This window comes from Bradyrhizobium sp. CB1015, from assembly GCF_025200925.1.
Taxonomy (GTDB): Bacteria; Pseudomonadota; Alphaproteobacteria; order Rhizobiales; family Xanthobacteraceae; genus Bradyrhizobium.
Map to the genome: position 1 here is coordinate 6,486,292 of NZ_CP104174.1, position 19,477 is coordinate 6,505,768.

Below are 19,477 nucleotides of genomic sequence, written 5' to 3' on the forward strand. Positions count from 1 at the left end.
ACCGTCCGGCGATTTGGGCGTCAATCTCGGCCTACTTCGGAGCGATCCGGGACGTCTCGAACGGGGTGGCTGGGCGCCGATGCCGCCCGCACAACAGCGTTTCTTAAGCTTCGCCGTCCATATTCCTGTGACCGCAGGATCAATCGATCACAGGATCACAGCAGGGCGGGCTCCAGAGCCCTGGACAAGGAGCGGTGAGGTGGCCACACGGAAGAACCTTCTTGGAGATCTCGTTGCTGACGCGCCGACGCTTGCGCCTGGTCCCGCGTCCGGACGTAGCTTCGATGGTGCGGTGCCGCCTCCCAGGGGCACGGCGCCGGCCTCGTCGCCGCGTACCATGGGCACGCTGAAGGAACGAGCGCGCCAAATGTCGCTCTATCTGGAGCCGGCGACCTACGACGCGCTGTGGGATATCGCGCATCGGGAGAGGACCAAGATGCATGTTCTACTGCTGCAGGCAGTTGACCAGTTTCTGAAGAAGCGCGTTACGCCGCCGGAATGATGCGATTGCTTTCTGTACTATCGCGCGGATGAGGCGTAGCGCCGTCTCGGGCGCGCCCGCGCACCCAGGCCTGCGCGAACTCGCGGTCGACATGGCGGCCCATGGCTTCGCCGACCGCCTCGATGTCGGGAACAAAATCGCTCTCGCCGCGACTGCTTACAAGATGGCTGAAGAACAGCAATGAGACGACTACGGTGCGTGGCCTAGTCACCGGTCGGCGTAATGCGAAACTCGATTACCTCTGGCAAGCCGCGCAGATGTCTAGCAAGTCTTTCTGCATTAAACCGGTCGCGGCTCTTGATGGTCATGCGGTATTCAAACTGCTGCCCGCCTCGCTTAACCGGGACGACAGGTTGGCGATGGTAAACCCGTGAGCACCGATCATCTTGTGAACTTCGCTTTCGCCCATGACCCGATCTCGCGCAAAACGAAGCATGTGATGTGCGTAAAACTCAGTAGGCAACCGAGCCTCGATATGCCTGAACAAGGCGAGCACGATCAGCGTCGCGAGGGCACCTACAGCGGCAGCAAACCAGAATCCAATTCCAACCAGAATACCGATGGCCGCGGTAACCCAAATGGACGCCGCCGTTGTCAGTCCGCGCAGGGTAAGGCCTTCCTTGAAGATGACTCCGGCGCCCAGAAAGCCGATGCCGGTCATGATCCCCTGCGCCATGCGGGTCGGGTCAGTTCGGATCGCATCATGTTCAAGGAAGGTCATCCACTGGTGCTGATAGACGGTGACGATCATCAGAATCGCTGACGCTACGCAGACCAGAGAATGGGTTCTGAAACCCGCCGGCCGACCGTGAAACGTACGCTCGAATCCAATCATAGCGCCGATGACGAGGGCACCCATCACTCTGACGACGATCACAAATTCATCGTGACCTATGGCTCACCTCTCTTGAACAGTTGACAAACGTCGGCTGGAATTAACGTTTCACCCCTACATCGCAGCTGTGATGGAACGGAAGCTTGAGGTTAAACGGAAGCTCGACGTTTCACGAGCGTCTGAAAGCGCGGCGTCCAAACCAAAGGTGGCGGCCTGCATCGGTAGGTGACCGAGCTACGAAGGTCTCACATCGAGTTCGCAAATTACATTTGTCACGCGTTATGATCATATGTATACTCACCCAAAGCAAGCCTCTATACGAGAGTGCGTCACAGGAGGATAACGTCAGGACGTCAATCGCGTATTCCAAGATCGTTCAACGCGCAGAGAGGAGCGGCACAGTCGATCCAGCGAGAGCCCGCTGGCGCGACCGATGCACCCCGCGAAGAGGGACCCAGCAGAGGCGTCATGGTCCGAATTATTCAGATTTCCGATACGCATCTCAGCCCGAGGAAGCAGCACTTCGCGGCAAACTGGACACCGCTTGCGCGTTGGATTGAGCAGCATGAACCAGATCTCGTCATACATACCGGAGACGTGACGGTCGACGGGGCCGATCAGGAAACCGATGCAGCCTATTGTGCAACCCAACTGGCATCGCTCAGGATCCCCGTCGCTGTAGTTCCGGGAAATCACGACGTTGGCGAAGGCGGCAATCCGTACCAGCCGGTGAATGACGAGCGGCTCGATCGCTTTCGCCGCCACTTCGGTGACGACCGCTGGCTGCGCGATGTAGAGGGCTGGCGCCTGATCGGGCTCAATTCGATGATCTTCGGCGGCGGACCCGAAGAAGCGCGGCAGGCCCAATGGCTCGAGGCCGCCATGGCCGATGCCGCAGGGCGTCGCATTGCCTGGTTCACGCACCGGCCCCTGTTCATCGAGATACCGACCGAGGCCGACACCGGTTACTGGTCGGTCAAACCGGAGCCGCGTCGCGCCCTCCTCGATTTGCTGCATCGCTATCGAGTCGAGATCGTAGCCAGCGGACATCTGCATCGCTGGCATGAGCTTCGACTGAACGGCACCCACTACGTCTGGGGACCGGCGGCCGGCTTTCTGGTCGGTGAGAAATTGGCGCCGCCGATGGGCGGCGCGGCGCGGCTCGGAGCAGTGGTCTACGATATCGATGGCGAACACATCGACGTGAGTATTCGCCCGGTGCCGGGCCTCACCGATTACTGGATCGACGACGTCGTGCACGAGGTCTATCCGCCGCGCCAAGCTGAGGCGTGACCTGCGATGGCCGGCCTCACGTTGCGCGGCATCCAGAAGGCTTTCGGCGACGCGGCCGTCCTCAACAACATCGATCTCGATATTGCAGACGGCGAGTTTCTGACGCTGGTTGGTCCCTCCGGATGCGGCAAGTCGACACTCCTGCGCATCATCGCCGGCCTCGAATCGCAGGACCGCGGCTCGGTGTCGATCGGGGAGACTTCAGTCGATCATCTGCGGCCTCACGAGCGCAGGATCGCCATGGTGTTCCAGAATTACGCGCTCTATCCCCACATGTCTGTGTTCGACAATATCGCGCTGCCGCTCACCATGACGCGGCTCAACCTGTTCGAACGGTTGCCGCTGGTGCGTCATCTGTCACTCCGCCGCAGGCGCGTCATGGACGAGATCGCGCGCGAGGTGCGAGCCGTCGCGGAGCAGCTTCGCATCGAAACCTTCTTTCATCGCCGTCCCGGGCAGCTTTCGGGCGGGCAACGGCAGCGCGTCGCGCTCGGGCGCGCCATGGTGCGTCATCCGCAAGCTTTCCTGATGGATGAGCCATTGTCGAACCTCGACGCGAAGCTGCGTGTGCACATGCGCGGAGAGCTGACCGAGCTGCACGCGCGTCTCGGCGTCACGATGATCTACGTGACGCACGACCAAATCGAGGCGATGACGATGTCTGATCGCCTTGCCGTGATGGATCACGGCGACATACTCCAGCTCGGCACACCCGCCGACGTATATGAACGACCTGCCACGACCGCGGTCGCGCAGTTCATTGGCAGTCCGGCGATCAATCTATTTCCAGCCCGCGTGGGCCTTGGCGGTCAGATCGAGCTGCTCGGCCGCACGCTGCCGATCGACGTTCGCAACGTGCCGGCTCCGGAACTGACGATCGGCGTGCGCCCGGAGGCAATACGGATCGGGGGTGGCCCGTGCGCCGTCACGTGCAGATTCCGGCGCCGCGAAAATCTCGGCTCGGAGAGCATCCTTCACTTCGACCTCGTGGGTTCTCCGGGGATCGCGGTGCTCTGCCGGATTGACAACGGGGTGCCCGTTCCCGAAGGCGAGGTCACGCTCGCCTTCGAGCCACGGGATTGTCACGTGTTCGATAACAACGGCCGTCGCATCGAGGTGCAAAGCCGCAATGCGGCCGGCCGCGACCAACGCCGCGCCAGCGACGTCCGATGAACGCCATCACCGCAGAGATCACCCCGCTCGCCGCCGCGCCACGGGCCAACCGCCAGCGATGGATCGAGCTGTTCACAGGCCTGGGTTTTGCGGCACCGGCCTTCATCCTGCTGGTCCTGACGAATCTGGCGCCGCTGGGGGCGCTCGCGTTCCTGAGCTTCACCAATTACGAGCTGGGCGCGCTCGGCTTCTCGTTCGTCGGTCTCAAGAACTTCGGCACGGCACTTCAGGACCCCGTGATCCGGCGCTCCATTACCAACACCCTGCTCTATGTGGCAATTGTCGTGCCCGGCGGCGTCCTGATCTCTCTGTTGGTCGCAATCCTGATCCACGAGCGCAAGCGCTCGCGCAGCGTCTATGAGGTCATCTATTTCCTTCCCGTTACCTCGACGCTCATCGCGATGGCCACCATGTGGCAATTCGTGCTGCACCCCACCCTCGGGCTGATCAATCAGGCGCTCAAGGGGTTGGGCTTCGTCGAGACGGCATTTCTGAGCGAGCCGCGCCTCGTCATTCCAACGCTCGCAGCGATCGGCATCTGGCAGCTCGTCGGATTCAACATGGTGCTGTTCCTCGCCGGCCTCTCGGCGATCCCCCGTGATCTCTATGAGGCCGTCGATATCGACGGCGCGAGCCATCCCATCGACCGCTTCGTGAAAGTAACCTGGCCAATGCTCGGTCCGACAACGATGTTCGTGACCGTGACGACGTTCGTCTCGGCGTTCAAGATCTTCGACACGGTCGCGGTGATGACGCGTGGCGGCCCCGGAGGCGCATCGGAAGTGCTCCTCTATGCCATCTATCTGGAGGGATTTCAGTACTTCCACATGAGCTATGCGGCGACGCTGACGCTGATCTTTCTCGCGTTCACCCTGGTCTTCTCGGTGCTGCAAACCTTCGTCATTGACCGACGGGTGCACTATTGATGGGCATATCGGCCACGATCGCGCGCCCTTCCGCGCCGGTCGCGATCCGGATGCGGCGCCTCGTATCGCTTGCGCTCGTCCATGCGGTGCTGATCGCCGGCGCGGTCTTCATGCTGCTGCCGTTCGTCTTCATGCTGACCAGTGCGATCAAGCCGCCAGGCGAGATCTTCGAGGCAACGTTCCGGCTCTGGCCTCGCCAATTCTACGGATGGCAGAACTTCGAAGCTGCCTTAAGCACTGCGCCGCTGCTCCGCTTCCTGCTCAACGGGCTCATCGTCTGCGGCGGAATCCTCGTGGTCCAGCTGCTGGTCGCGATTCCCTGCGCCTATGCGCTCGCCAAGCTGAGGTTTCCGGGACGGCCGATCCTGTTTTCGCTGGTCCTGCTCGGACTCTGCATTCCGGTCCAGGCGCCCTCGCTCCCGCTCTACATCGCGTTTGCCGAACTCGGCATCCTCAACACCTACCTCTCGATGATGATGCCGTTCTTCCTGTCGGTGTTTGCGATATTCCTGTTCCGCCAGTTCTTCAAATCCTATCCCGACGAGATCATCCAGGCCGCGCGGCTCGACGGTGTCGGCGAGTTCGAGATCGTGTGGCGCATCGTCGTGCCGAGCGTCTGGCCGGCCATCGCGGCGTTTTCAGTCTTCTCGGTCGTGGCGCACTGGAACGACCTGTACTGGCCGCTCATCGTCGTCTCCGACACCAAGCTCGCCACGCCGCCGCTCGGCATGATGTATTTCGCCGATTCCGAGTTGGGCTCGAATTACGGCGCGCTCGCGGCCGGCGCCACCATCATCACAGCACCGCTCGTCATCGCCTTCCTGATCGCGCGGCGCCATTTCATCGCCGGCATCACGATGACCGGAATCAAATGACTTCAACCATTGCCAGGGGAGACACCGTCATGCTGCATCGCCGAGACCTCCTGAAGAGCGCCGCTGCGGTCGGGACGACCGCGCTTTCAAGCCCGTTTCCGACGCGCCCGGCGCAGGCGCAGGACGTGACGCTGGATGTGCTCTATGCCTTTCCCGCCTTCGCGAAATTCCATGAGCCGATCGCTCAGGAGTTCATGAAGCGACAATCCGCCATCAAGATCCAGTTCCGGGCGCCGGCGGCGAGCTACGACGAGGGTCATCAGACCATGCTTCGGCAGGCCGTCACCAACCAGCTCCCGGACGTCTATTATTCGGGCTATCACCTGCTCGCGGAGCTCGTGCGCACTTTGGTGAAGCGCAACCAGATCACGGAAGTGGCGCCATTGTTACAGAAGGAGGACGCGGCCTGGCGCAAGGCCAATTATTCCGACCGGATCCTGGCGCTCGGCGCGGTCGACGGCAAGATCTACGGCCTTGCGTTCAATGCGTCCCTGCCGATCATCTATTTCAACACACAACTCGTGAAGGATGCGGGTGGCGATCCCGACAAGATGCCCGATAACTGGGCCGACATGATCGCGCTCGCGGTCAACATCAAGACCAAGGGCGCCGATGTCGCCGGCATCGCCTATAATATTCATGACTGGCCGGACGATTGGCTGTTCCGTTCCCTAATCCTGCAGGGCGGCGGTCAGATGCTCGATGCGTCGGAGACTGCTGCCGGGTTCGGCGCTGACGCCGGGCGCAACGCACTCGCCCACTGTCGGAAGTTCGTTGCCGACGCCAAGATGCCGCTGATCGATTGGGATTCCTCGCGCCAGCAGTTCATTGCCGGAAAGATTGGCATTTTCGCCGACACGCCGGCCCGGTTGCGCCAAGTCACGGACCTGATTGGCGACAAGTTCACCTTGCGCACCTGCACCTTCCCGATCGACGACAAACAGAAGGGGGGACTGCCCACCGGCGGCAACGCTGCAATCATCACGGCGAAGGATCCAGCGAAGCAGCGGGCCGCCTGGGAGTTCTTGAAGTTTGTCAGCGGTCCTGAAGCGCAGAAGATCGTTGTCGAGACCACGGGCTACATGCCGACCAATTTGCGCGCGTCAGGTCCCGAGTTCCTGGCACCGTTTTATGACAAGAACCCAAACTTTCGCATCGTCTCGCAGCAGATCGAACGCGCCAAGCCGTGGCAGGGCTATCCTGGCGGACAGTCCGTAAAGATCTGGCGTACCCAACGCGAGATCATCCATGCCGTCATGCGCGGCGAGACGCCCGTCGAGGCCGGACTCGATCGCATGGTCAAGGAAAGCAATGCCTTGATTAAGAGCTCGTAGGTGCAGGCGATCAATTGCGGTAAGCGGCCGCAGGCAAGCGCAACTCTTCTCTTTAGGAGCCAGAATTCTTGTTCATCATTGCTCAGCTGAGCGATCTGCACGTCCGACAGCCCGGCAAGCTCGCTTACGGCGACGTCGATACCAACACGATGTTTCACGATGCAATCGACGCCGTGCTGAGACTCGATCCACGGCCCGATTGCATCGTGGTCAGCGGTGATCTGACGGATGGCGGGCTCCACGAAGAATACGAAATCGTCGCCGCCGGCCTGGCCAGGTTGCCGATGCCGGTGTTCGTCATTCCCGGCAACCACGACCGGCGCGAGCAGCTGATATCTTCGCTCCGCCCGCGCCACCGCTATCTTCCGCCCGACGGATTCATCAACTTCGTCGTGGACGATTTTCCGCTGCGTCTGGTCTTCCTCGACAGCGTCGAGACTGGAAGTATCTACGGAACCTTCTGCGCGGCCCGGCAACAATGGCTGCGCGACGCGCTCGCGGCCGGGCGTGGCAAGCCGACCGTCGTCGTCATTCATCACCCGCCATTCCTGGTCGGGGCCGACGGGATGGATGATCTGCGCCTCCTCGGGGCCTACGCGCTCGACGCAATCGTCAAAGACCATCCCGAAATCGAATGCGTGCTGTGCGGCCACTATCACCGCTCGATCACAGCGCGGTACGTCGGCACCGTAGGCTACGTCGCCCCCAGCACGGCGCATCAGGTTGCGCTCGACCTGCGGCCTGGTCGCAGCAACCGCTTTATCATGGAGCCGCCGGGATTTGCGTTGCACGTTTGGCGGCCGGACATGGGCATCAGCAGTCACCTCGTTCCGGTGGGAGACTACGGGTCACCGTTCGAGATCGCGACCGATCAGGACCATCCGGGAACGGACCGGGACAACGGCCTTCGGACCCTGCTCGTTCGCACCGGTGCCGTCGTCAATCAGGCCGCGGCCAAGCTGGTCGCGATGCAAGCCACGCCGCTGCGCACCGAGCGCAAGGACCATCTCGATATCGTCACCGAGGCGGATCTCGCCTCAGAGGCAATCGTGGTCGCGGGTTTGAAGGCGCTGACGCCAGATGCCGGCATCCTGGCGGAGGAAAGCGGCGCGAGCCCAGGAGACAGCGGCGCGCGCTGGATCATCGATCCGCTCGACGGCACCATCAACTACGCGCGAGGGCTGCCGTGGTTTTCCGTGACGGTCGCCTACGAGGTCCGCGGCGAGACAAAACTTGGCCTGATCAACGCGCCCAAGATCGGACTGATGGCACGCTATCTCGCCGGGGAAGGCGCGACGATCGATGGCATTCCTGCATGCGTTTCCACGACGCGTTCACTGTCGGACGCGGTCGTTTCGGTGATTCTGACCTCGCATTTCTCGCCCGAGGAAGTCCGGCGGACCACGCGCGTGATCGAACTGCTTGGCAGAGTGGTGCGCGGCGTGCGTATCGTCGTCTCCGGCGCCCTCGAGACGACGATGGTCGCCTCGGGACATCTGGACGGCTTCGTTTCACTGAAGGCCGACATCGTCTCGCACGCGGCCGCGATGCCAATGGTGTGGGCCGGCGGCGGGCAGGTCACGACGCTGACGGGGCGTCCGTGCCGGAACGACGATCTCGACAAGATCGCTTCCAACGGATTGATCCACGAGGAGTTGCTCGCTCTCCTGCGCCAGGCGCTGCAATGACGAGCATTTTTACCCGCGCATGACGGGCAGACCTTAATTCGAAGGAATCGCCGACCTAGCGCCGGCCTTGCCTGGGAAACAGCTTGTCGCGGATATAGCGCGAAGTCGGCGTCAATCTGGCGCCACGCGGCTTGCGCCAGACCGCGCGATCGATCTCCTTCTTGTCCCCGACCTTCAGCCGTCCCGTTACCTTCTTGGCCAGGAAAATGGCATCACTCATCCGGCGGCCGGTTCGGCTCTTCTTCGCTCTCACTTTCTTCCACAGTTTCAACGGCCCGAGCTTGAGCTTGGGAAGCTCCTCCTTGATCTCGCGACGCAGGCAGCTCCTGTCGCTCTCGCCTGCCCGCCTCCGGCCGCCCGGAAACATCCAAAGCCCGTCGCGCCTGCGTCTCACCATCAGCACGCGCCCCTTCCGGGCGACGACCAGCTTCGAGGATTTCGCCATCACGACCGGCCCTGCTTCTATGCCTGCTTCCGGTACCCCAGGCTCTTTGGCGAGATGCCGCTCGATTAGGGGCAAATGATCGCCTTGATAATCCCATCGCGCCGCGCGACCTGCTGCTCGAACGCCGCGGGCGTCTGGTCGAGCGAGAAGCGATGCGTGGCGAGCGGCGCCAGCTTGACCTGGCCACCTTGCGCAAGCGCGATGGCCCGCGGATAGACTTCCGGCATGCGACGTGAAAACTTGATCGACAGGCCCTTCCGGCGCGACTCGGCGCCGCTCAGGATGTACTGATTATTCTCGGGGATGCCGACGAGGACGATCCGGCCGCCGATGCGGGCGCAGCGCGCCGCATGCTCGAAGCCGTGCGATGAGTCGGTTGCCTCGATCACCAGATCGACGCCGCGGCCTTCGGTGGCCGCCCCAACCTCGGCGTAGCTGCGGCATGCCACGTCCGCCCCGAGGTCGCAGGCGAGTGCCGTGCGCTGCTCGACCGGGTCTATCGCAATGATCTTTCCGGTCCCCGACAGCCGCGCCAATTGCACGAGCAGCAAACCCACCGGCCCGCAGCCCAGCACCGCCACGCTTTCCAGAAGCCGCGGGCGGGCCAGATCCATGGCATGGATCGCGACGCCAAGCGTTTCCAGAATCGCAGCGCCAGCCGGATCGATGCTGTCAGGCACCAGATGCACGGCAGATCGGGGCACGCAGACGAATTCGGCCATGGCGCCGTTGTGAGGCGCGTAACCCAGGAATTTCACGTTTGGGCAGAGATTGGTGTGACCGCGGTGGCACCATTCGCAATGGCCGCAGGGAATGGACGGATCGACCGCCACCAACGCGTCAGCCGAAAGCCCCGCTTTGCGCGCCGAGTCCGGCGTGAGAACACCCGAGAACTCATGGCCTAGCACGAATGGCCTGACTTGCGTCGGGCCGGTCGTTCCGCCTTCAAGATAGGAATGCAAGTCGCTGCCGCAGACGCCGACAGCCTTGACGCGGACGATGAGCTCGTCCTCCGCAAGTGGCCTCGGCTCGGGGATATCGAGGACGCGGATGTCACGAATGTCCTGTAGCACCGCAGCGCGCATGTCAACGCCATCCTTCTGAGCAATAGTCTCCGGTATATTACATATGTAATCGTGAAGTGACAAATGCTTTTACAGCGCCTTTAAGCGCGCAGCCGGCTATCCCGCGCTCGGTTTCGAAGGCGCGGCTGCACTTCTCCCGCGGCGATTGGGCTATTTCTGCTTGTCGATCAGTTTCACCGCGGCGACCGCGGTGTTCTCGTCCGTCACCAGCACCTTGCCGATCCGGCCGCGCAGCACTGCGGCGATGATTGGCGCCTTGTTGAGTCCCCCGGCGATCAGCATCGACGTCGGTACGCGCGCCAGCTTCTCGAGCGGCAGCGCAATGGCCCGGCTGTTGATGTTATGATCGATAGGCCGGCCGGCTTTGTCGAGAAACTGCGCCAGGACGTCGCCAACGGCGCCTGCCGCCCGCAGGTGCTCGGCGCGGACGTCCGGCGGCAACCCATGCCGCATCAGCAGCGAGCGCGGGGTCAGATCTCCCATGCTCAACAGCGCTAGATCGATCTTCTCGACGCTGTCCAGCACCTCCTGATAGACCTCCTGGGCCAGAAAGGTATCGCGCGAGCGCCGGCTACTGACAAAGATCGGCGCGGCCAGATAGCTGCACTGGGCGTGCAGCCGGTGCGCGAGCTCACCGGCAATCTCGAAGGTGTTGAGCTCAAGGCCGCGCGACAGGCCGCCCATCATGGAGACGATGGACAATTCCGGATAGTCCGCCGGTGTGACGTAACGGATGGTCTCGCGCAAGGTCGCGCCCCAGCCGATTCCGATGATGCGCGGCCGCTTCTGTTCGAGGAATTTGGACAGATACGCGCCCGCCGCCATCCCGATCAGGGTGCCGACCTGCTCGGGATTTTCCGGACTCGGGATGACGACGGCGTCCTCAAGCCCGCATTCCCGGCGCAATCGATGCTCCAGCTCCGTGCAACTCGCAAAGGCGGAGTTGAGGCGGATGTTGACGATGCCGGTCTGCCGGGCGTCAGACAGCATGCGGTTGACGCGGGCGCGGGTCAGCCCCAGCCGCTCACCGATCTCGGCCTGGGTCAGGTTCTCCATATAGTAGAGCCAAGCGACACGCAGGATGGTTTGGTCAGTCACGGCTCAGCCCCAGCAGCGGCCTCATATTTAGACGTCGAAGCATTTGAGGCGATCTTTCATTTGTCGTCAAATCTCTGGCTGACGGATCTCATCATGCCGCCTTCGCGCCCGGCACGCCATCCTCGACCACAAAGCTCGTCAGCCGGCGCACGGCGCTCGCAACGTTCTTGACGTCGTCAACTGCTTCGAATCCCACAATGCAATGCCGGAGGTCGAGCTCGACGGTCGCATAGCCGCGCTTGTCGCCACGCGCATAGACGAGATGCGGATTCTCCACCAGCGCCTTGCGCACGCTGGCTTCGCTCGGTCCGTCTGAGGTGATCGACGTGCCGACGAACTCAGTCGCAATGGTCGGGCCATCCGGACGGGCGAAATCATGTTTCAGATCGGCGGTAAAGAAGGCGTGACGGTCGCCGCCGATCACGATCGGATTGCGCCGGCGGTGTGCCACGAGCGAATCAAGGAGCCGGCGGCGGGCGTTGGGATAGCCGTCCCAGCCGTCCATCCAAAAATGCGCGCCGTCATCCCCTTTCCGCTTGTTTTGCGCCATCAACGTCTGCTGCGCGATGATCGTCCAGCGGCCGCGACAGTCGCGCAGACGCGCATCGAGCCATTGCTCCTGTTGTTCGCCAAGCATGGTCCGGACTTCGTCCACCCGGCCTGAACATCCAGCGACCCAGGTCGGACGCCCGCTTCCGACGCAGGCCGATGCCGAGCGATATTGCCGGTCGTCGAGCAGCAGGACGTCGAGCATGTCGCCGAAGCGGTAGTGTGCGTAGATGGTGGCATCCGCGCCGCGTGGGCGCGCCGAGGGCGGCAGCGGCATGTGCTCGTAATAGGCCTGATAGGCTGCCGCGCGGATCTTCAAGAACTGGGCGGAATCGCGAACGGTGTAGGAGCGATCATTGGCATAATCGTCCATCACCTCGTGGTCGTCCCAGACCGAAAGCCAGGGAAAGGCGGCGTGCGCCGCCTGCAGGTCGGGATCGCTCTTGTAGAGCGCGTAGCGGTTGCGGAATTCCTCGAGTGTCGTCGGAATTCCGACGCCATGCTGGCGGACGTGGCGCGATCCCCAGGATTTCTCATAGATGTAGTCGCCGAGATGCACGACGAGGTCGAGATCGCGCGCGGCCATGTCGCGATAGGCGGTGAAGTAGCCCTGCTCATATTGCTGGCAGGATGCGAAAGCAAAACGGAAAGGCCGTGCCGATCCGGCCGGCGCTGTGCGCGTGCGTCCAACCGGGCTGAGCGCCGGACCGGCGCGGAAGCGGTACCAGTAGACGCGGTCCGGCAGCAAGCCCGTCGCCTCGGCATGCACGGAATGCGCAAGCTCCGCGGTCGTCCGCACAACGCCGTGGGAGGCGATGCGCGAGAAGGCCTCATCCTCCGCAACCTGCCATTCGACCTCTACCGGTGCATCCTTCATGCCACCGCCGTCGAGCGGTTGCGGCGCAAGGCGGGTCCACAGGATGACGCGATCCTCGCGCGGGCATCCGGAGGCGACGCCGAGCGTGAATGGATCCGCGCTGAACGACACCGGAGCTCCCCGCACGAACCCGGCGGGCGCGGCGAGCGCAGCGCTCGCCAGAGATCCCACGAGAAAGCGACGGCGGGGAATCATGGGCGGGCCGGCATCGTTTCGACCTGGCGGCGAATGCTGACGGCGAGGTCCGGCCGATCGGTCGTGATCTGCCGCACCGGTTGGGCAAGCCAGTAAGCGATATCCTCCGGCTCGTTGGTCACCCATGCACCGAGCCGCTCGGAACCGAGCAGACTGAGGGCAAGCGGCAACGCGAGCCCCAGGAGCGATTTTTCGACCGCGACGATGCAGCGGGGAATGGCGGCCAATTGCGCCAACGCGGGCTCGATTCCGCCCATCATCTCTGCCGAACGACGGTCGAGCGAAACGAGCACCCGCGCCTCCGGCCACAAGCGGCGCACAGTCTCGATCACGCCGGGCACAAAGCAGGTGAAGACGGTGCGCCGTTCCAGCCCCCGGCGCTTGATCTGATCAATCAGCCGCGACTCGAGGCCCGAATAGGAATTGCCAAGCGCATCCGTCTTAATCTCGATATGGAGCTCGAGCGTGGTTTCGCTGAACACATCGAGCACCTCGTCCAGGGTCGGAATGCAATCATCGCCGGCATCGCGAAGACGCGTTGCCGTCAGTTGTCGCAGGCTGCGCTCGCCGACCGGCCCGCTCTCGAATGTGGTGCGGTCGAGCAGCGGATCGTGGATCACGACGACACCGCCGTCCGTGCTCTGATGGACGTCGAACTCGACCGCATCGACGCCCTCCTTGCACAGGTTGCGGAAGCCCGTCAGGCTGTTCTCCGGCCAAAGATTGCGCGCGCCGCGATGCCCGGCGATAAAAACCATGATCAGTCCCTATTTGCTGCTGTCGACAAGACCCTTGATGAACCAGCGCTGCAACAATAGGACGACTAACACCGGCGGCAGCATCGTGAGCAGCGCACCGCTCATGGCGATGTTCCAGGCCGGCTCGCTGTCGGAACGCGGGATCAGGCCCTTCAACGCAATGACCGCCGTTGCCATGTCCTTGTCGGTCGTGAACAGCAACGGCCAGAGATACTGATTCCAGCCGAATAGGAACAGGATGATGGCGAGCGCCACCATGTTCGGGACGGACAGCGGCAGCAGGATGCTCCAGAAGAAGTGCAGCGGCGAGGCGCCGTCGAGCCTCGCCGCCTCGCACAGCTCCTCCGGGAGCGTCAGGAAGAACTGGCGGAAAAGGAAGGTGGCGGTGGCGGAGGCGATCAGCGGCAGGATCAACCCGGGATAGGTATTGACCATGTTCCATTCCAGCGCGATCGCGACCTCGTGCCCGCTGATCCAGCGCCAGAGATCGGCGACATGCAGCGTGTCCAGGAGCCATTGCAGCGGCAGCGCCGCATTTGCCACAGCTTCGAAGGTCGGCACGATCCGGACCTCGATCGGCAGCATCAGCGACATGAAAATGAGCCAGAATGCCAGCATCCTGTAGCGAAACCGGAAGTAGGTGATGGCGAAGGCCGAGAGCAGCGATACCGCGATCTTGCCGGCAGTGATGCCGAGCGCCACGATAGTCGAATTGACGAAGGTGCGGCTGAAATTGCCCTTGCTCCAGGCCAGCTGAAGATTGTCGAAGAACTGGCCTCCCGGCAGCCATGGCAGCGGCACCTTCTGCACCTCGGCCACTGTGAGCGAGCCGGCCACGAACGCGAAATACAGCGGTATGCAGACCGTGAGCGCGCCCGCGATCAGGATCGCGTGGCAGAGCACGTTGAGGACCGGTGAGCGTTCCACCATGCGGCTAGACCCCGTAATTGACTTTCCGGTCGAAGTAGCGGAATTGCAGCAGCGTGCAGATCAGCGCAAAGCTCATCAAGAGAACCGACTGCGCCGCCGACGAGCCGAGATCGAGGTTGACGAAGCCGTCGACGAAGACCTTGTAGACTAGAATGTTGGTCGCGCCGGCCGGGCCGCCCTTTGTCACGGCGTCGATGATGGCGAAGGTTTCGAAGAAGCCATAGATGAAGTTCATCAGTGTAAGAAAGAAGATGGTGGGCCCGAGCATCGGCAGCGCGATCGAGACGAAGCGGCGGATCGGTCCTGCGCCGTCCACGGCGGCAGCTTCCATCAGCGACACCGGCACTGCGAGCAAGCCCACGACCAGAAAGATATAGTCGTAGCAGATGTGCTTCCAGGACGCGGCCAGCGTCACCAGAATCAGCGCATCCGTCGGATTGAGGTTAGGGTCCCATGCAATACCGAAGCTATGCAGCACCTGCGCGAGTGGGCCAACCGCCGGATTGAACAAGAAGGCCCAAAGGATGCCGGCGATCGCGGGCGCAATGGCGTAGGGCAGCAGGATGATAGTGCGATGAGCCGAACGGCCGCGCACGATCCTGTCGGTGGCAAAGGCCAGTATGAGCGCGCTGCCCAATGTGAGCACGTTCTGCGCCACCGTGAACCAGAACGTCACCGCGATCGACTGGCGGTAATCGCTACTCGCAAGTAGCGTCCTGAAATTGTCGAACCACACGAACTGTACGCTGGTCCCGAAGGGATCGCTGAGCAGAACGGACTGCATCAGCGCCCGCAGCGATGGAATGAAGAAGAAGAACAGCAGGGTCAGCAATTGCGGGAGCAACAGCAGCGTCGGCAAGCCGGGACCGTCGCCGAAATTGGCTCGCTTCAGTCCGGCTTCCTCACGCCGCCGCGTCTTTGCCGACCTGCGCGAGCCACGGGCGGCTACCGCCGGCACGGCCTTGGACCCGGCGCCCTCGTTTCTTCGCTGAAGCACGGGGGAACGCGCACCGCGCCAGGGGATGGACAGGCGCAGCGTCATGGACGCTCGGTTTCCGGAGTCTTCCCGGCACTAAGCTTCTCGAACTGCCGCAGGATCTCGTTACCCCGCTTGACTGCATCATCCATGGCCTGCTGCGGCTGCTTCTGGCCGGCGAACACGGCCTCGACCTCCTGGCGCTGGGCCAGCATCGTCTGCACGAAGTTGCCGAAGCGGAAGCCACGCGAGTACTCGTTCGGCGTGCCGCGCGAGAGCTGCAGCACCGCGATCTCCCTGGTCGGATGATCCTTGTAGTAGCCCCTCTCCCGCGCGAGCCCGTAGGCACGGTTGGTGGCGGGAACATAGCCGGTCGCGCCATGCCACCAGACCTGGGTTTCCGGCTGCGCGACGAAATCCAGAAAGGCTGCGACGGCTTCGTATCGTTCCGGTGTGTGTCCCTTCATGACCCAGATCGCCCCGCCCCCGATGGTGCTGTTGAGAGGCGGATTGATGTCGCTCTCGTGCGGCAGGAAGGTGGCGCTCCAGTTGATCGTTGCATTGCGCTCGATGTTGCCGTGCGATGCGGTCGAGTTGACGAAGGTCGAACACCGGCCCGACGTGAACAATTGCTCGGGACTGAAGCCCTGGCCTGCGATCTGCATCACGCCGTCATCGAGCCATTTCTTGAGCCGCGCGACTTGCGACACCACCTTCGTCTTGTTGTAGACGAACTCGGTGCCGAGCCCGTCGAAGCCGTTTGCGAGCGTGCCGTAGGGCTGATTGTTGATGGCGCTGTAGTTCTCGAGGAGGCTCCAGTAGAAATCGCCGGGCAGCACCGTGCCGCACTCGCTGATCCCCTTGGATTTGATGGTGTAGAGCTGCTTCTCCAACTCTTGCCAGGTGTCGGCCGGCTTGTCGAAGCCGGCCTTCTGGAAGTGATCCTTGTTGTACCAGAAGATCGGCGTCGACGAGTTGAAGGGCATCGCCGACATCCGGCCCTTGTAGCTCCAGAAGCTTGCCACGGGTTTGATGAAGTCCGAGAAGTCGATCTTGTAACCCTTCTGCTCCACCAAGTCTTGCACGGGGACAATGGCTCCTGAAAGCAGCATCGTCATGTAACCGCGCTCGGCGATCTGCACCATCTCCGGCGGCCGCTTGGCGCGATAGGCGGCGATCACCCCGTTGGTCACCTCGTCATAATTCCCCTTTGCGACCGCGACGACCGTGTACTTGTCTTGCGACGTGTTGAACTTCTCGACCAGCTCATTGAGCCGGTCGCCGAGGACGCCGCTCATTGCGTGCCACCATTGAACCTCAACCCGCGCCTGCGCCTGACTAACCAATGCCAGCGCGCCGAACAAGGCCGCAATGAATGCGACTTTCCTACCCATAGGCAGCCCTCCCGAGCCGGGCAAAATGCTCGGCCTATACATTTGTATTTACATCATGACATATGTGTCGAGATGATGAAAGAGGTTCGAACGCCTCTCCTTCGGGTCGTGCCGGCGTCGGAGGCAGGCCGCGCCTAGGGCGCCCGGATCCGCCGACAAAGGGGCTACGAAGCGCTTCGAATTGCCCGGCCGACCTTCTGCAGGGCTTCGAAGGCTCCGAAGCGCCGCTCGGCCCAGCCTGCGAGAGCGGCCTGGGGTCGAGAAATGTCTCCCAAAACCGACATTGCCTGCATCGCTTCGCCGAGATTAGCATGGTCGCCGGAGGCGACCGATCCAAGCATCGCGGAGCCGAGCAGGACGGCCTCCGGAGATGCCGACGCAGCGACCGTCAGGCCCGTCATATCGGCGAGGACTTGCCGCACGAGGGGACTCTTTGCGGCACCACCGCTGACCACGATCGTGTCGACCGCAATGCCCCTGTCCTGCTGGGCGCGAACGATCTGCCTCGCCCCGCTGCCGAGACCGCACAGCCCGGCAAGATAGAGCGCCAGCAGGCTCTCCACATCCGAGCGCATATCGAGCCCGGCAATCAGCGCACGCGCGTCAGGATCGGCGAAGGGCGCGCGATTGCCGAGGAATTCGGGGACGACATGAACCTCGCCGACCAATTGCGGGATCATTCCGGCACCGCCGCGAGATTCGGTTTCCGAGGCAAGCCAATCGGCGAGCGTCTGCTGCTTCTGGCGTGCAGCCTCTGTCGCTTGCGTGGAATGCGGATGCATCTGCAACAGATGCTCGATGGCAGCGCCGGCGGCCGACTGCCCGCCTTCATTGAGCCAAAGGCCGGGTACCATAGCGGAGAAATAGGGTCCCCACACGCCGGGGACGAAGGACGGATTCGGCGTGGTCGTCATGGTACATGCGGACGTTCCGAACACATAGGCCATGCGCGTCAGCACCGTGCCCGCGGTGCCGCGCGCGCCCACGGTACCGACGCCGCCGGCATGCGCGTCGATGAGGCCGGCAGCGACCGCCGTACCCGCGGTGAGGCCGAGATCGGCCGCGGCCTCCCCCGTCAGACCAACCGCCAGACTCGTTCCGCCGGGCACGATCTCGGTGCCGATTCTGCGGAATTGCTCGTCCGCGAGCACGCCGAGGCCGACCTTGCGGAAGAATTGATCGTCCCAACGGTTCTCGTGGCCCAGATAGGTCCATTTGCACGTCACGGTACAGATGGAGCGGGACAGGCTGCCTGTCGCACGCCAGGTGAGAAAGTCGGTCAAGTCCATGAACTGCCACGCCCGGGAAAACGTGTCGGGCATGTTTTCGGCGAGCCACAACAGTTTCGGCGTCTCCATCTCGGGTGAGATCGTCCCGCCGACATAGTCGAGAACTTTTTCGCGCGTCTGATTGATCCGGCGCGCCTGATCGGCGGCGCGGTGATCCATCCATACGATGACGTTGCGGGAGGGATCGCCGGACGGCCCGACGGGCAGCGGCGCGCCACCCTCGCCCAGCACCACCAGCGAGCAGGTTGCATCGAAGCCGATTCCGGCGATGCTGTTCGGCGCGATGCCGGACTGCGCCACCGTGCTGCGCACGCTGCGGCACACGGCACGCCAGATATCCTCGCTCGAGTGCTCGACGACGTCGCCGGCCTCCCGCCAAAGTGCGATGGGGGCGCTGTCGCTCGCAAGGAGCGCGCCGAAGCGATCGAACACGCCGGCCCGTGCGCTGCCGGTGCCGACATCGATGCCGAGAAAATGGCGGTTAGCGAATGGCTTGCTCATTTGGATGTCGATCAGAGAAGGCTACAGATCGTTGCTCTGCGGCAGAATGACGAGGTCGCGGATGGTGACGTTTCTCGGACGGGTCAACATGAAAAGCACCGCTTGCGCAACTTCAACCGGCGGCATCAAGCCGCCGGCCGCCATCTCCTCCTCGATCTTCGCCTTAGGCCAGTCCTTAATCAGCGCGGTCACGACCGGACCGGGCGCAACGGCGCCGACGCGCAAGCCGTGTTTGGCGACCTGGCGGCGCAGCGTATGCACGAAAGCCTGTACGGCGTGCTTAGAGGCGGTATAGATCGGCTCCCAGACCACGGGGACGAGACCTGCGATCGAACTGGTGACGATGATGTCGCCGCTCTTGCGCTCGACCATATGCGGCAGCACCGCATGGACCGACCGGAACAGCGCATTGATGTTCAGATTGAGCATGTGGTCCCAGGCGTCAGGATCGCCGCCAAGCACCTCGCCGCCGACATAGGCGCCTGCGTTGGCATGGAAGATGTCCAGCTGGCCCGCCTTCTCCAGCACCTGCGGCATCATGGCTTGCATGCTCACAGGATCGGTGAGGTCTATGCGTAACGGAATCGCCTGGTCGCCCAGCTCTATGCTGGCGTTGCTCAGCGCCTCCTCCGCCCGATCGATCAGCACCACCCGCGCGCCCGCGCCGATCAAAGTTCTGGCGCATTCGAGACCGATGCCCGATGCGGCGCCGGTGATCGCGGCAACTTTTCCTGCAAGTTCCTGGGCCAAGGCT

Annotated in this window: 20 protein-coding genes; 8 read left to right on the plus strand and 12 right to left on the minus strand. The window is 62.8% G+C overall.

The features are described from left to right. Nucleotides 1-199 precede the first annotated feature (199 nt). Nucleotides 200-502, plus strand: a complete 303-nt coding sequence (locus N2604_RS30415) for a hypothetical protein (protein ID WP_260371720.1) — start codon at nt 200-202, stop codon at nt 500-502. Here N2604_RS30415 and N2604_RS30420 read toward each other — a convergent pair. Continuing rightward, a complete protein-coding gene (locus N2604_RS30420) occupies nt 486-683 on the minus strand; it encodes a hypothetical protein (protein ID WP_260376432.1) in 198 nt (65 codons plus the stop codon). The two genes, N2604_RS30415 and N2604_RS30420, sit on opposite strands and share 17 nt — an antisense overlap. A gap of 123 nt (nt 684-806) precedes the next feature. Then, nucleotides 807-1,361 carry an MgtC/SapB family protein gene (locus N2604_RS30425; RefSeq protein WP_311740034.1) on the minus strand — a complete coding sequence of 185 codons (555 nt, stop codon included), beginning with the start codon at nt 1,359-1,361 and terminating at the stop codon, nt 807-809. A gap of 444 nt (nt 1,362-1,805) precedes the next feature. Here N2604_RS30425 and N2604_RS30430 point away from each other — a divergent pair, with 444 nt between their 5' ends. From N2604_RS30430 to N2604_RS30455, 6 genes are all read left to right on the plus strand, one after another. Further along, the gene (locus tag N2604_RS30430) at nt 1,806-2,630 is read left to right on the plus strand and encodes a metallophosphoesterase (RefSeq protein ID WP_260371721.1); all 825 of its coding nucleotides are present in this window, start codon (nt 1,806-1,808) and stop codon (nt 2,628-2,630) included. A 6-nt stretch (nt 2,631-2,636) separates the two neighbouring features. Continuing rightward, the gene (locus tag N2604_RS30435) at nt 2,637-3,803 is read left to right on the plus strand and encodes an ABC transporter ATP-binding protein (protein WP_260371722.1); all 1,167 of its coding nucleotides are present in this window, start codon (nt 2,637-2,639) and stop codon (nt 3,801-3,803) included. Further along, nucleotides 3,800-4,729 carry a carbohydrate ABC transporter permease gene (locus tag N2604_RS30440; RefSeq protein ID WP_260371723.1) on the plus strand — a complete coding sequence of 310 codons (930 nt, stop codon included), beginning with the start codon at nt 3,800-3,802 and terminating at the stop codon, nt 4,727-4,729. Before N2604_RS30435 ends, N2604_RS30440 begins: the two co-directional genes overlap by 4 nt. Nucleotides 4,730-4,779: 50 nt before the next feature. Next, a complete protein-coding gene (locus N2604_RS30445) occupies nt 4,780-5,604 on the plus strand; it encodes a carbohydrate ABC transporter permease (protein ID WP_260376333.1) in 825 nt (274 codons plus the stop codon). 29 nt (nt 5,605-5,633) lie between these two features. Next, nucleotides 5,634-6,938, plus strand: a complete 1,305-nt coding sequence (locus N2604_RS30450) for an ABC transporter substrate-binding protein (protein ID WP_260371724.1) — start codon at nt 5,634-5,636, stop codon at nt 6,936-6,938. 68 nt (nt 6,939-7,006) lie between these two features. After that, nucleotides 7,007-8,626, plus strand: coding sequence for an inositol monophosphatase family protein (locus N2604_RS30455; RefSeq protein ID WP_260371725.1), 1,620 nt, complete (start codon nt 7,007-7,009; stop codon nt 8,624-8,626). Nucleotides 8,627-8,681: 55 nt separating this feature from the next. On the opposite strand, the gene N2604_RS30460 is transcribed toward N2604_RS30455, so the two are convergent. The 5 genes from N2604_RS30460 to N2604_RS30480 all read right to left on the minus strand — a co-directional run bounded on the left by N2604_RS30460 (nt 8,682) and on the right by N2604_RS30480 (nt 13,579). After that, nucleotides 8,682-9,071: an NUDIX hydrolase gene (locus N2604_RS30460; protein ID WP_260371726.1), complete on the minus strand. Its 390-nt coding sequence runs from the start codon at nt 9,069-9,071 to the stop codon at nt 8,682-8,684. Between the two features lie 65 nt (nt 9,072-9,136). After that, nucleotides 9,137-10,156, minus strand: a complete 1,020-nt coding sequence (locus N2604_RS30465; protein WP_260371727.1) for a zinc-binding dehydrogenase — start codon at nt 10,154-10,156, stop codon at nt 9,137-9,139. Between the two features lie 150 nt (nt 10,157-10,306). After that, the gene (locus N2604_RS30470; protein WP_260371728.1) at nt 10,307-11,254 is read right to left on the minus strand and encodes a sugar-binding transcriptional regulator; all 948 of its coding nucleotides are present in this window, start codon (nt 11,252-11,254) and stop codon (nt 10,307-10,309) included. Nucleotides 11,255-11,345: 91 nt separating this feature from the next. Continuing rightward, complete coding sequence (locus tag N2604_RS30475; RefSeq protein WP_260371729.1) at nt 11,346-12,791, minus strand: alkaline phosphatase; 1,446 nt, start codon at nt 12,789-12,791, stop codon at nt 11,346-11,348. A gap of 80 nt (nt 12,792-12,871) precedes the next feature. After that, nucleotides 12,872-13,579, minus strand: a complete 708-nt coding sequence (locus tag N2604_RS30480; RefSeq protein WP_260376334.1) for a glycerophosphodiester phosphodiesterase family protein — start codon at nt 13,577-13,579, stop codon at nt 12,872-12,874. On the opposite strand from N2604_RS30480, the gene N2604_RS30485 reads away from it, so the two are divergent. Then, nucleotides 13,487-13,693 carry a hypothetical protein gene (locus N2604_RS30485; protein WP_260376433.1) on the plus strand — a complete coding sequence of 69 codons (207 nt, stop codon included), beginning with the start codon at nt 13,487-13,489 and terminating at the stop codon, nt 13,691-13,693. The genes N2604_RS30480 and N2604_RS30485 overlap by 93 nt on opposite strands. On the opposite strand, the gene N2604_RS30490 is transcribed toward N2604_RS30485, so the two are convergent. From N2604_RS30490 to N2604_RS30510, 5 genes are all read right to left on the minus strand, one after another. After that, the gene (locus N2604_RS30490) at nt 13,643-14,563 is read right to left on the minus strand and encodes an ABC transporter permease subunit (RefSeq protein WP_260371730.1); all 921 of its coding nucleotides are present in this window, start codon (nt 14,561-14,563) and stop codon (nt 13,643-13,645) included. The two genes, N2604_RS30485 and N2604_RS30490, sit on opposite strands and share 51 nt — an antisense overlap. Before the next feature lie 4 nt (nt 14,564-14,567). Next, nucleotides 14,568-15,605, minus strand: coding sequence for an ABC transporter permease subunit (locus N2604_RS30495; protein ID WP_260371731.1), 1,038 nt, complete (start codon nt 15,603-15,605; stop codon nt 14,568-14,570). Then, nucleotides 15,602-16,933: an extracellular solute-binding protein gene (locus N2604_RS30500; protein WP_260371732.1), complete on the minus strand. Its 1,332-nt coding sequence runs from the start codon at nt 16,931-16,933 to the stop codon at nt 15,602-15,604. Before N2604_RS30500 ends, N2604_RS30495 begins: the two co-directional genes overlap by 4 nt. 164 nt (nt 16,934-17,097) lie before the next feature. Next, complete coding sequence (locus N2604_RS30505; RefSeq protein ID WP_260371733.1) at nt 17,098-18,723, minus strand: FGGY-family carbohydrate kinase; 1,626 nt, start codon at nt 18,721-18,723, stop codon at nt 17,098-17,100. Nucleotides 18,724-18,744: 21 nt separating this feature from the next. Beyond that, nucleotides 18,745-19,473 carry an SDR family oxidoreductase gene (locus N2604_RS30510; RefSeq protein ID WP_260371734.1) on the minus strand — a complete coding sequence of 243 codons (729 nt, stop codon included), beginning with the start codon at nt 19,471-19,473 and terminating at the stop codon, nt 18,745-18,747. Nucleotides 19,474-19,477 lie beyond the last annotated feature (4 nt).

Excerpts from the sequence above, each read along its gene's own strand:
- N2604_RS30440 (WP_260371723.1), top strand. The coding sequence starts at position 3,800 with ATGAACGCCATCACCGCAGAGATCACCCCGCTCGCCGCCGCGCCACGG.
- N2604_RS30450 (WP_260371724.1), top strand. The coding sequence starts at position 5,634 with ATGCTGCATCGCCGAGACCTCCTGAAGAGCGCCGCTGCGGTCGGGACG.
- N2604_RS30425 (WP_311740034.1), bottom strand. The coding sequence starts at position 1,361 with ATGGGTGCCCTCGTCATCGGCGCTATGATTGGATTCGAGCGTACGTTT.
- N2604_RS30435 (WP_260371722.1), top strand. The coding sequence starts at position 2,637 with ATGGCCGGCCTCACGTTGCGCGGCATCCAGAAGGCTTTCGGCGACGCG.
- N2604_RS30465 (WP_260371727.1), bottom strand. The coding sequence starts at position 10,156 with ATGCGCGCTGCGGTGCTACAGGACATTCGTGACATCCGCGTCCTCGAT.
- N2604_RS30490 (WP_260371730.1), bottom strand. The coding sequence starts at position 14,563 with ATGGTGGAACGCTCACCGGTCCTCAACGTGCTCTGCCACGCGATCCTG.
- N2604_RS30505 (WP_260371733.1), bottom strand. The coding sequence starts at position 18,723 with ATGAGCAAGCCATTCGCTAACCGCCATTTTCTCGGCATCGATGTCGGC.
- N2604_RS30430 (WP_260371721.1), top strand. The coding sequence starts at position 1,806 with ATGGTCCGAATTATTCAGATTTCCGATACGCATCTCAGCCCGAGGAAG.
- N2604_RS30460 (WP_260371726.1), bottom strand. The coding sequence starts at position 9,071 with ATGGCGAAATCCTCGAAGCTGGTCGTCGCCCGGAAGGGGCGCGTGCTG.
- N2604_RS30500 (WP_260371732.1), bottom strand. The coding sequence starts at position 16,933 with ATGGGTAGGAAAGTCGCATTCATTGCGGCCTTGTTCGGCGCGCTGGCA.
- N2604_RS30445 (WP_260376333.1), top strand. The coding sequence starts at position 4,780 with ATGCGGCGCCTCGTATCGCTTGCGCTCGTCCATGCGGTGCTGATCGCC.
- N2604_RS30495 (WP_260371731.1), bottom strand. The coding sequence starts at position 15,605 with ATGACGCTGCGCCTGTCCATCCCCTGGCGCGGTGCGCGTTCCCCCGTG.